At 37.8% G+C, this 11,791-nt stretch carries 13 protein-coding genes and 1 pseudogene; 6 read left to right on the plus strand and 8 right to left on the minus strand.

All coding sequences use genetic code 11. The features are described from left to right. The first annotated feature begins 2 nt into the window (after window positions 1-2). Together LXF01_RS09015 and LXF01_RS09020 are read left to right on the plus strand one after the other, a co-directional pair. Window positions 3-674, plus strand: a complete 672-nt coding sequence (locus LXF01_RS09015; protein ID WP_233944148.1) for a hypothetical protein — start codon at window positions 3-5, stop codon at window positions 672-674. Further along, window positions 671-1,627 carry a M15 family metallopeptidase gene (locus LXF01_RS09020; RefSeq protein ID WP_233944150.1) on the plus strand — a complete coding sequence of 319 codons (957 nt, stop codon included), beginning with the start codon at window positions 671-673 and terminating at the stop codon, window positions 1,625-1,627. Before LXF01_RS09015 ends, LXF01_RS09020 begins: the two co-directional genes overlap by 4 nt. 45 nt (window positions 1,628-1,672) lie before the next feature. Here LXF01_RS09020 and LXF01_RS09025 read toward each other — a convergent pair whose 3' ends face one another. The 7 genes and pseudogenes from LXF01_RS09025 to LXF01_RS09055 form a co-directional block, all read right to left on the minus strand. Further along, window positions 1,673-2,434: an alpha/beta fold hydrolase gene (locus tag LXF01_RS09025; protein WP_180155597.1), complete on the minus strand. Its 762-nt coding sequence runs from the start codon at window positions 2,432-2,434 to the stop codon at window positions 1,673-1,675. Between the two features lie 175 nt (window positions 2,435-2,609). After that, window positions 2,610-3,292, minus strand: a pseudogene (locus LXF01_RS09030) (MBL fold metallo-hydrolase); the annotation flags it as partial. A gap of 219 nt (window positions 3,293-3,511) precedes the next feature. Beyond that, the gene (locus LXF01_RS09035) at window positions 3,512-3,757 is read right to left on the minus strand and encodes a hypothetical protein (RefSeq protein ID WP_180170817.1); all 246 of its coding nucleotides are present in this window, start codon (window positions 3,755-3,757) and stop codon (window positions 3,512-3,514) included. Between the two features lie 43 nt (window positions 3,758-3,800). Then, window positions 3,801-4,556, minus strand: coding sequence for a zeta toxin (locus tag LXF01_RS09040; protein ID WP_180172499.1), 756 nt, complete (start codon window positions 4,554-4,556; stop codon window positions 3,801-3,803). 3 nt (window positions 4,557-4,559) lie between these two features. Then, window positions 4,560-4,820, minus strand: coding sequence for a hypothetical protein (locus LXF01_RS09045; RefSeq protein WP_180023738.1), 261 nt, complete (start codon window positions 4,818-4,820; stop codon window positions 4,560-4,562). Between the two features lie 582 nt (window positions 4,821-5,402). Further along, entirely contained in the window at window positions 5,403-5,795 is a 393-nt protein-coding gene (locus LXF01_RS09050) for a hypothetical protein (protein ID WP_233944151.1), read from the minus strand. Between the two features lie 3 nt (window positions 5,796-5,798). Continuing rightward, window positions 5,799-6,167: an immunity protein Imm33 domain-containing protein gene (locus LXF01_RS09055; RefSeq protein ID WP_078190788.1), complete on the minus strand. Its 369-nt coding sequence runs from the start codon at window positions 6,165-6,167 to the stop codon at window positions 5,799-5,801. A gap of 1,119 nt (window positions 6,168-7,286) precedes the next feature. On the opposite strand from LXF01_RS09055, the gene aroQ reads away from it, so the two are divergent. From aroQ to accC, 3 genes are read left to right on the plus strand one after another with little or no spacing between them, the layout of a single operon-like run. Then, complete coding sequence (aroQ, locus tag LXF01_RS09060) at window positions 7,287-7,742, plus strand: type II 3-dehydroquinate dehydratase (RefSeq protein WP_078190789.1); 456 nt, start codon at window positions 7,287-7,289, stop codon at window positions 7,740-7,742. A gap of 15 nt (window positions 7,743-7,757) precedes the next feature. Continuing rightward, the gene (gene accB / locus LXF01_RS09065; protein WP_078190790.1) at window positions 7,758-8,174 is read left to right on the plus strand and encodes an acetyl-CoA carboxylase biotin carboxyl carrier protein; all 417 of its coding nucleotides are present in this window, start codon (window positions 7,758-7,760) and stop codon (window positions 8,172-8,174) included. Window positions 8,175-8,191: 17 nt separating this feature from the next. Then, entirely contained in the window at window positions 8,192-9,553 is a 1,362-nt protein-coding gene (accC, locus tag LXF01_RS09070; protein ID WP_180005521.1) for an acetyl-CoA carboxylase biotin carboxylase subunit, read from the plus strand. A gap of 70 nt (window positions 9,554-9,623) precedes the next feature. Here the strand turns inward: accC and LXF01_RS09075 are convergent, their stop codons facing one another. Beyond that, complete coding sequence (locus LXF01_RS09075; protein ID WP_078190792.1) at window positions 9,624-10,106, minus strand: hypothetical protein; 483 nt, start codon at window positions 10,104-10,106, stop codon at window positions 9,624-9,626. A 299-nt stretch (window positions 10,107-10,405) separates the two neighbouring features. Between LXF01_RS09075 and LXF01_RS09080 the strand changes: the two genes are divergently transcribed. Then, entirely contained in the window at window positions 10,406-11,788 is a 1,383-nt protein-coding gene (locus LXF01_RS09080; RefSeq protein WP_233944188.1) for a GGDEF domain-containing protein, read from the plus strand. The last annotated feature ends 3 nt before the right edge of the window (window positions 11,789-11,791 follow it).

The following is an 11,791-nucleotide window of genomic DNA, read 5'->3' on the forward strand; positions in this document are numbered from 1 at the left end:
CCATGGCAAACGAAAAATCGAATAACGTTAGAATTTTACAGTCAACTCAAAAGAATAATTTACCGCCTTTAGCTCATGCTGCGATTGGCTTTCTTGTTGGTGCTGCGGTCATTATTGTTGTTGGCCTGGGATATTTTTATCTAAGTTCTGACGATCAGCCTGCAAATACAGAAATGACTACTTCTGCCCCAACTGAAGATAAAGCTGAAACTGAGGCAACCATTGCACCCCGTCAAAGTGAAAATGAGCAATCTTCAGCTGAAAAAGCACTGCAAAGCGTTCATGCTACGGACGAAAAAGATCAGGATAATGGTTTATATTCGAATGATTTAGCTACTGCTTTCAATCATGGCAATATAGCTAAAGTGACTCAGCCTGTTCAAGCTGTAGCGAATAACCGTTCGCCTTTTGAAATTACCCAACCGCAGCGCCCTGTTGTAGCTGCTACAACAACCGTTAAACAACATATTCCAACTACATTAGTAAAACCAAAAGCTGCGCCAACAACAGCTAAGGTGACCAAACCTACAGAGCCTTCTACGAAAGCAGCAAAAGAAGAAGAACACTTTGAAGAACCGATGGGTGGAACGCAAATTTCTGAAACCAAACGTCCGAAAGTGGTTGCTGCAACAAACACTGCTAATGCGACTGTGAGCGCTACAGTTTCCCCATGATCATCTTTTTGGTTAGCTGTTTCTTTGTCTTAGCACTGGTGACAGTGCTTTGTTTTTCTTATGAACTCAGAGTTAAAGTTCAGGATTTTTTCTTTCAAATCATTCCACAAAGTAAAAAAAGAATTCAACACGCCAAAAATTTTGCTTATGAACTGAACTATGCAGCAGCACCACAACAAATTCAATCACACTGGCATTTACAACAATGGTGGATTTTATTTGCAGGCTTCTTACTGTTTGCCAGTATTTTATTATTTGCTTTTACTCGCCCGATTACTGCAAGTAAAGTGGAAGCGGATTATTTGCGTAAAGTCGACCCACAAATTTACGCCATGCTTGATGGACAGGTTTTAGATGCGCCTCCTGAGGTTGAAGAATATCTTATTCAAGAAGCGATCGCTGAAGAAGCAGCAATGATTGAGCAGCCATCTGTAATGGCATCAAGCTTTAACCCAGAAGTTCAAGATATCCATACGCATTCATACTCTACAGATGTACCTTCAGCAGATCGTAAATGGCATAAAATGAACCCACGTTATAAGCAGCGTTTATTGATGGTGTTTAAAATCATGCGTGAACAACATGGCTATGAAATGGTTTTACTCGAAGGTTATCGTAGTCCAGAACGTCAAAATAATTTAGCCACCAATAAAAATACCACTCGTGCCCGTGGCTTCCAAAGTTATCATCAGTTTGGTTTAGCAGCTGATGTTGCATTTAAACGCAATGGCAAAGTGGTCATTACTGAACGAGACCCTTGGGCTATGCGTGGTTATCAACTTTATGGTCAAGCTGCTGAGTCTGTTGGTTTAACATGGGGCGGACGCTGGAAATCTATTCAAGATTATGGTCATACAGAATATCGTATGCCAGGCCTGAAAAAAACTGCAGAGATGGCCGCACTACTGACCTCAGAAGGTCAGCTTCAAGCCAATAACATTTCGATTGAGTAATATTTCGATGTTTTGCCTTCAAAATATAATTGAAGGCACACCGTATTAATTTAAATAATTTTGTATTTGCTCTATAACTTCAGTTGTTTTTTCTGCATGTAACCAATGGCCTGCACCTTCTATTACTACAATTTTCGCATGTGGAAATTGGTGTTCAATCGCATTGGTATGTTCCGCTTTTGAAATATAAGGTGACTGTCCACCTTTGAGGAACAATACAGGCTGTTGCCAAGTATTTCCCATACTTTCCCAACCAATAATTTGGTCATACTGTTTATACAACGCATCTACATTAAACAACCATTGTCCTTTGCTAAAAGACTTGAGTAGAAACTGTATCACCATATCTGAATGAATATACTCACGCATAATTTCTACCGCTTGCTGTCTAGATTGAATTTGCGCATTTTGTACAGCAATCAAAGCTATAAATATTTCATCATGATGACGTTCCTGATATGCAAATGCCGCGATATCCAATACAACAAGTTGCTCTACCCGCTCTGAGATTAAAGCCAATTGCATTGCGACCTTGCCTCCCATGGAATGGCCAATCACTGAAAACTTATCGATACCAATCGCATCTAATGTCTCAAGTACATCGTTTGCCATCTCACGATAATTCATTTCTGTACTTTGAGGTGATTTACCATGATTTCGTAAATCAAGCTGAATGACAGAATGTGAATTTTGAAAAGCTCTGGCAAGCATCCCTAGGTTACTGAGGCTGCCAAATAAACCGTGAATAAAGACTAGTGGATGCGTTTCGCCCTCTAATTTTTGATGATATTCGTAATTTAGGATCATTTTTGAATACTTTGCTATGTTGATATTATGATGCCTAGTTGACGGAATGAAATCAAATGACAGTTAAAAATTATTAGTCTTACTAGGCTATTTGTAGGTGGCAATGATTTAACTTGCTTAGGCTATTTTATAGAATGAAATAGCCAACCGCATTCAATCTAAAAGATCTTTGTCTTTAATTTGTAGATTTAAAGTGATTAAAAGGAATTTTTAAATAGCGAATACCATTCCCTTCTGGTTTTGGAAATTTACCTGCATCCATATTGATTTGTATTGCAGGTAAAATCAGTTTTGGCATAGCCAAATTTGCATCACGCTGAGTTCGCATTGTGACAAAATCTTCTTTTTTCGTACCAACGTGAATATGAATATTCTGCTCCTTTTGTGCATGTACACTGCTTTCACAGCAGTATTCTGACCGGTTTTCTGGTAAATAGTCATGACATAAAAATACGCGCATTTGATGTGCTAACTGATAAATCTTTTGTATAGAGTCGAATAATTCTGCCGCACTACCCTTGGGAAAATCATAGCGTGCTGTGCCATAATCAGGCATAAATAAGGTATCACCGACAAACACAGCATCACCAACAACAACATAGCTCAGACAAGCAGGTGTATGTCCAGGCGTTGGAATGTTATAGGCATTTAACTCATCGATTTAAATGCCTCATGATCTGCAAATAAATAATCAAAAGACTGATGTGAATTAAAATATTTCACATCAAAATTATAAATGGCGCTGAATGTTTCCTGCACAATCTTGATGTTATGGCTCATCGCAATTTTACCACCAAGAACTTGTTTTAAATATTGAGATGCGGTTAAGTGATCTGCGTGTACATGCGTTTCTAAAATCTATTATATACTTAGGCTATTTTATTGAAGTAACCAACTGCCGCCAGTCTAAATATTCATTCTGACATGCCTTTCCTGATTGAAAAGTTTAAAGCTTCAAGAGTGTTTGATTAGTTTTATTTAGAATTAATTTATAAACTTGAAAAATCACGAAATATATCCTCGGAGATTTTTCAATAAAGGCTGTTTATTATGAAGTTAATTGAAATAATAGATAATTTATAGATCAATACTGATATCGCTGAGTGCATCGCTCACCCACGTTAAAGCATCTGAACCCAATTCTATAATATTCGAACCAATTTCAGCTAAGTCAGTCAAATCTAGAGAAGATAAAGGATCAGATGATGTACTATTTTTTTGCTGTTCTTGTTCAGCTTGCTGCTCAATGGCTTGATCAAGATGAGTTTGATCTAATGGAGATGAGTTTGAATGTTGTTGTAATTCATAGTCGTTATTTTGCATAGGTTCATCCTGTTATTTTGTTTTTTATTACGTTTAGTTGATATTAATTTGGCTCAAACTCTTTAAGCACCTTATCTACAAACCACCACGGTAAACGCTGAATACCTGAATTCATCTTTAAAATTTCAGCTTGTTCAATTTCCGCAATGAAAGAAGCATGCTGTCCATCGGCAGAGTTATCAAATAAATAACTTCGATCCGTTGCTTCTACCGCCTGCATTAACAAATCCATACTTCTATAATAACGTTCGCGAATTTTTTGTTCTGGAACACCATGTCCACCCATTTTCACCCGGTACTGAACACGTGAAATATTGATAACAGGATCAATAGTGGAAACATAATATAGATAGGTTCTAAAGCCTTTTCTTTTTGCTTCGCGTAGAAACTCCACCTTTGAAATATGGGACATCACCGTTTCAAAGGTAAAACTAATTTTTAGTTCTAAAAACTGCAAACGGATATAATCGATAATTCTTGCACAAAGATATGAGTCAATCTGATCTAGATGAAACTCAATTTTCCACGGATCTAATATCTGAGGTTTACGTGCTAATAGCGGAATAAATTCTCCATCAACGGGACGCTTTTTCGTATATAGAAAGTCAATTAGTGCTTCGGATTTTAAAGCGGGATGATAATCCAACAAATTGAGCCGGTGTGAATGTTTCAGTTGAGCTTCGAGTTCATCCGCATTTAAATATGCCCCAATATGATGGGGCAATAAATATTCTTTAACTGTGCTTTTACCTGAACCATTTGGACCCGCGAACATTCTAATGCGAGGTTGTGGAGGCATGTATTAAACAATTTCCTCTGTTTTCTTTTTACGTTTTAAGATTTTTGGTAGATCATCCACTTGTACAAAATCGGCTGATACATCTTTTAATTGTACTTCTTGACCATTTTGCAGACGTTGAACCAGTTGTAAACCTTTTACATAAACCACAGTGGATGACGCACTTGCTTGTTCAAAAGCATGGCGAAATGCATTGATAGCAAGGCTCGGGATCATATCGTCCTCATATTGGCTTGCTTTCATTACTGAAGTATAAGCTGTCATGTAAACAACTCCTCAAACATCAAAAATAATGTGTTCAATTATCTTATCATACTTGCAATATTTGTCTATTTATCCATCAGTCATACCGAGAGTGAAATGATAAAATACAAAGTGATTTAATCATTTGATTGTATTCCTCGAACCAAACTGCACATATGAGTCAATGTATGGGGATGCCACATCATGAAAAATTTAAATTTTATCCAAATTCGATTTATAATCTGATTAAGCATTTAATTTTTCACAAAAAAATAGCCACTTATTCAGTGGCTAAAAGAGAACGACATCAACAAGTTGATGTATTAGGACTGACCTATGCAACAGGACCAGGGATGTTTGTTGCATATAAATCGTTCTAACTTGATCATAATAATGTGATGGACTTATCATTTTAAGCATATTTCATATCATTTCCTGACAATCTGCATTTTCAATTTCTAATATTATTAGAAACTGCACTTATAGTGAATAATGCTGTAATAATTTTGAAATATTAGACGATTTCGAATTATGAAAATAGAACAAAATGAAAGAAAGCGAGGCTAGAGTTTTAAAAATAGAAGAAACAATTTACGTCTCAATTTATTTTGTAGGACTCGAACAAAATGCACTTTCGTTTAAGCCAGATGACTGCATACTCTGTTGCTGTTGTTGTAAATAATGCTGTGAAGCCACTCGCATTAGATTGGCCATTTCAAGAGCTGAGTTTTGCTGAGATATTTCTAAAATCTGTCGATATGCATTCAATCTTAAACAAAACGCTTGAGTTTGCTGCTGACCCGTTGCAGTAGATGCAGGGTCATCTAAAATGGCTTTGGTTGAATTAATTTGCTCAGTATATGCTTGTATCTGAGCATTATATTCAGCTTGAGTCAGTTGTGGCGTAACCGTTTCATTCACATTTGCATGTATTACAGAAGCAGTAAACACAGAGAAAATAAAGACATAAAGTTTATACATCAATGGAGAATGCATAAATTAAGCCTCATCACCTTCTTTCCAAACATCTTCATAATCATCAGCATCTATCATAAAACGATAGCCTACATCCAAAGCTAAATACGGTAGCACTTCAGGCACAACATCTTGCAGTTTACGCACAGTCATTGTTTCAAAGTTATCTGCGCCTTCAAGCTCACCACCATAAATATACCAACTGACATTTTCATCACCTTCTGCAGGCTTACGAATACCAACAATTGGATCTTTATTTAAGGTATGAACAGCCACAGCAATTACATCATCGCCCTGCACTTCTACATATGCAGATCCCACTTCTTCACATAAAAGTTTTTGTTCTGCAATCAATTCTGCCAAAGGTGATGAATTTTGCGTATGTTTTGCCATGTTTGTTCTCAGGCCATATAGGTTTCGGGCATTCTACCGTGAATTACACTTATATAGATAAATTTTTTCCGCGGGAAAGCATTCGAGCCTTGTTTTATCAATTCATTTATAGAAAAAGACTCAATGCGGTAGATTCCACCTAAAAGTATAAACAAGAAGAAAGGAAACTTATTCAACACATATACCGCTAAAACATAGAAATAGACGAATAAAAAATAGAAGCAGCATGCAAACAGCAAGCTTCTTTACCACCACAGATTTAACTTTTGCCAATGCCTGTGCAAATTTGGACAAATACCCGATTTTCCAAACTTACATGATTTATGAAAGAAATCGTCAATGCCTTGCACGTTTCATAGATTCAAAACACTGACTAGAAAATACACAGGATGGTTAATACGCTTATATATAGGTCTATAAAGTATGACTTAGCTAGGCAATAAATGCTCATCATATCTAAAGCTGCCTACTTATAAGGAAATGCTCCCACAGAATATTTAATTCGCTAAGGCAAACAAAATATCTAGCTTGAGCCCTATCATCTATGAAAAAAATTTCATTGGCCTAGAAATATGCTTTATAAACCATAGAAAAAGTAACTATCTTTTAATTTTTATATACTTAGCACACAAACCTGATTTATTCTTTCAAATAACTCGATTGAAAACTGAGAACAATTTAGATTCCTTTACGCGTGAAATAAGTTAAACCTTAGAATTTTTTAAGTCGCTGTATAAATACCATCTTTACGACTATGCATGCGTAGGCTGTTCAACTGACGATCTATAAGACAAATGTACAAGCCATCTCACCTTTCAAATCATTTATACTGGTTATTGCTACACGAATGCACCACGATAAAGCAAGTTTACACAAAAGATATCAACAGTTTTAGCCAATTGGGTTTAAAATGATGTCCTACAATATAATGATAAAAATGTAATTTTTTAACATTGCCAATTCTCTGCAAAGTTCGCATTATATAGCCCATTCTCGGCACATGCTTTTCACGTCAATTCAAAGAAATTATAAAAAAAATGTGGAATTTTATGCCATAATGAGCAAACTTTGCAGGTATCTTGCAAAGTAAATTTGCAACTTTTTATTGGAGCAGGCTGAATGAGCTCGACCATTTTGGTCATTCATGGACCGAATCTCAACTTACTGGGAAAACGTGAACCCGAAGTTTATGGCTATCTAACACTCGAAGATATCAACCAAAAACTGATTTCACAGGCTCAAAACGCTTCCATTTCTCTCGACACTTTCCAAAGTAATTGGGAAGGCGCTGTCGTCGACCGAATTCATCAAGCGCAACAAGAAGGCGTTCAATTCATCATTATTAATCCAGCAGCCCTAACACATACTTCGGTTGCTGTGCGTGATGCCCTTCTAGGTGTAGCCATTCCGTTTATCGAAGTACATCTATCAAATGTCCACGCTCGCGAAGCATTTAGACATCACTCCTATCTATCTGATAAAGCCGTTGGCGTTATTTGTGGTTTAGGTGCAAAAGGTTATGCCGCAGCACTAGACTTCGCCATCGAAAAAATTCAACCAACTTCTCAATCTTAATTAGGAATACTGTTCATGGATATCCGTAAAATCAAGAAACTCATCGATTTGATGATTGAATCTGACTTACAGGCGATTGAAGTTAAAGAAGGCGATCAATCGATTGCTCTAACTCGCCGCAATCCAGTAGTTGCTGCCGCTGCGCCTGCTATGGCTGCTCCTGCCGCTGCGCCTGCTGCACCTCGTTCACCACGTGGTGCTGTTGAGCCGTCTCCTATGGTTGGTGTGTTCTATGCTGCGCCAAATCCAGGTGAAGCACCATTTGTGAAAGTTGGTCAAACTGTATCTGCTGGTGAAACCCTCGGTATCATCGAAGCAATGAAAATCATGAACCCAATTGAAGCAACTCAAAGCGGTGTAATTGAAGAAATTTTGGTTAAAAATGGCGAAGTGATCCAATTCGGTCAACCATTATTCCGCTATCGCGCTTAAGACCACGGGGAATCACAATGTTGCAAAAAGTTTTAATTGCAAACCGTGGTGAGATTGCGCTCCGCATCACCCGCGCTTGCAAAACTTTAGGAATTAAAACCGTAGGGATTTATTCCGATGCCGACAAAGACCTAATGCACTTACGCTTCTGTGACGAAGCTGTGTGCATTGGACCAGGTGCCAGCAGCGAAAGTTATCTCAATATCCCTGCCATTATTACAGCGGCTGAAATCACCGGTGCAGATGCCATCCATCCAGGTTATGGTTTCTTATCTGAAAACGCTGAGTTTGCTGAAATTGTAGAAAACTCAGGTTTTATCTTTATCGGTCCGCGTCCTGAACACATTCGCTTAATGGGGAACAAAGTTTCTGCCATTATTGCGATGAAAAAAGCTGGTGTACCGACTGTTCCGGGTTGTGACCATGCTGTAACGATTCACAATGCATTGGCAGAAGCCAAAGAAATTGGATTTCCATTGATCGTAAAAGCTGCCTCTGGTGGTGGTGGTCGTGGTATGCGTATCGTTGAACGTGTAGACACGCTACTCGAATCTGTACAAGCTGCTCAACGTGATGCGGAAATGTGGTTTGGTGACGACACCGTTTATATGGAACGTTTCCTTCAAAAGCCACGCCATGTCGAAGTGCAAGTTCTTGCAGATGGTAATGGCCATGCAATTCACCTTTATGATCGTGACTGTTCATTGCAACGTCGCCATCAAAAAGTGCTTGAAGAAGCGCCTGCACCGGGTTTACCTGAAGAAGCACGTGCGCATATTCTTGAAGCGTGTGTAAATGCTTGTAAATTAATGCAATACCGTGGTGCTGGTACATTCGAGTTCTTATTTGAAGAAGGTGAATTCTTCTTTATTGAAATGAATACTCGTGTGCAAGTAGAACATCCTGTTACTGAGCAAGTGACTGGCGTAGATATTATCGAGCAACAATTACGCATTGCTGCTGGCTTAGGTTTGGATCTTCAACAAGAAGATATTCAACTTAAAGGTCATGCGATTGAATGTCGTATTAATGCAGAAGATCCATCTACATTTATGCCTTCACCGGGCAAAATCGATCATTTCTATGCACCGGGCGGCGCAGGTATCCGACTAGATTCTCATATCTATCAAGGATATAGCATCCCACCATACTATGATTCAATGATTGCAAAACTCATTGCGCATGGTAAAGATCGTGAAACCTCTATTGCGCGCATGAAACAAGCTCTAGAAGAGATTATCTTAACTGGCGTGAAAACCAATATTCCGCTACATAAAGATTTGATTCTTCAAGATAAAAATTTCTGCGAACAAGCAATGGATATTCACTATCTTGAAAAGCATTTATTGAAGAAAGTCGAAGGACATGAAGAGAAATAAAACTTCAGCGTCAAAAAAACCACTCAAATGAGTGGTTTTTTATTTTCATAAGAAAGATCTATAGTCATGCTTAAGGCAAAACTCGACGCAATGTCGCAAAACACTGCTGAGCCTGATCATTGGCACAGAAATTAATAACCGATGGACTTTTCCACTTTACAAAGTACTGTGAAATTTCTCCGGTTTGATCTTGAATATTGCCCGAACAATCCATCTGATTATTGTCATATTTCACTTGTAAAATCAGTGCTGGAATTTGCACATTCGGATCTTGCGCAGGTTGATAGTCATATACCCCAGATGACCACTCTTCACCGCTTTTGATCACAACATCATTATTACTCTTAAAATTATAATATTCAACGCACTTTTTATTGGTCGGAATTTCCATACCCCATAAGCCGACCAATTCAGAACGTGTTGTCACCCTAAAGCTATTCACCGCTTCAACTTGATTTTTAGCCTCTGAATTTTGAGTTGTATTCTTATTATCTGCCGCCATCACCAACGATGAACTCAACATGAGTAAAACTGTAAGATATGCTATTTTCATACATTTAATCAGTCATATAAATCATGCTCTTAAAGTAACACATTTTTTTACAAATCCGCGGTTTATCACATTTTCATAACAATCATTTTTCCTATTTATCCAAAAAATCAATCTCGGTTAACGAAACTACAAATCAGCTAAATGCCAAACAAATCACACTATTTACAATAAAATAATATAAAATCATTTTTATCGTTTAATATACGAAAAAAACGAATTCTCCCATATTTAACCTAGGCTTACATAAGCTAATGAAACTGCATTCGAATAGTCTTGCTCCGCTTAATGCACGCCACAGCATGGCTTTTGTAATAGTCGCTGCAGTTATTCTTTGCTGCTGCTTAATCGGTATTTTCACCCGCCCATTAAGCTATTTAGCGATTTTTTGGCCTGCCAATGCAGTGTTATTAGCTATATTCTTAAGGTTTCCCAAACTGAGTAATCTGGGGGGATGGTTAGGTGCGTTTTCCGGTTATATGCTCGCAGATTTAGTGACGGGCAATTATTTCCAACTCACCCTATTTCTCACTTTTTCAAATTTAACCAACAGCATTGTATCGCTATTTTTTATGCGATATTTTCAGGTGAACTATCAAAACTATAATAAAGGTTTCACCTTTCTGACCATGATTGTCATCATCGCCTGCGGTGGATGCCTTGCAGGTGCTCTTTTTGCTATTTTCACTGTGCCTTATATACCCAACACGTTTATGTCGACCGATCGATTGTCGATTGATTTTGGTATGTGGTGGATTACCGAAATATTGAATGCGCTGATTATATTACCGCTTATTTTGTCTTTTCCTAAACTGGCCGATCTTAAACTTTATTTCAAAGATCGACGCCATCAAAGCTTTCAGATCAATAAAATATTTCCGGCTATTGCTGTTGTCTTCTGCGTATTTTTAACAGCCGTTTCTACAGGTCCAGGGGCAATTCTCTACCCTTTGGCGGCTTTGATTTGGGCAGCATTAACCTATCGCTTATTTACCTTATCCCTAATTAATGCCGTGGTAATTTTAGCGACCTATTACAATTTAAATGCGTTCTACTTACACGATTCTTCGCTTGCCTATTTATCGACAGCAATTTCAGTTCGTATTGGCCTAGCCATGCTGATTCTCTCGCCGTTGATTCTTTGTATTATTAGCCGAAATCGGCACGAACTATATAAAGAGGTTTTATACCTTGCAAATCATGATAGTTTAACGCATGCGATGAATCGTCGATATTTTTTCGAGCAAGGTGAGCTTTACCTACAAAACCAAATTCAGCTCAATTTTTCCATTATCATGATGGATATCGATCATTTTAAAAAATTGAATGATCAATATGGGCATTATGTCGGTGATCAAGTTTTACAAGAATTTTCGAGCGTTGTGCGTAAGAATTTACGTGAAACAGATTTATTTGCACGTATTGGTGGTGAAGAGTTTAGTGTATTACTCACGAACATTGCAGCACCTGAAGCTCAAGGTATTGCTGAGCGTATCCGAAAAGTCGTTGAAACTACGCCAATCATCATTGATGAACAAAATACGATTTATATTACGGTGAGTATAGGTCTGATTCATCAGTCTTTGCCCAATGCTCCAAGTTTGCAAAGTATGATAAATCAAGCCGATCAGGCCTTATATCAAGCCAAAGAGCTCGGCCGTAATCAGGTGATTTTAGTTCATTGAGAT

This window comes from Acinetobacter sp. SH20PTE14, assembly GCF_021391555.1.
In the GTDB taxonomy this organism is placed as follows: Bacteria; Pseudomonadota; Gammaproteobacteria; order Pseudomonadales; family Moraxellaceae; genus Acinetobacter; species Acinetobacter amyesii.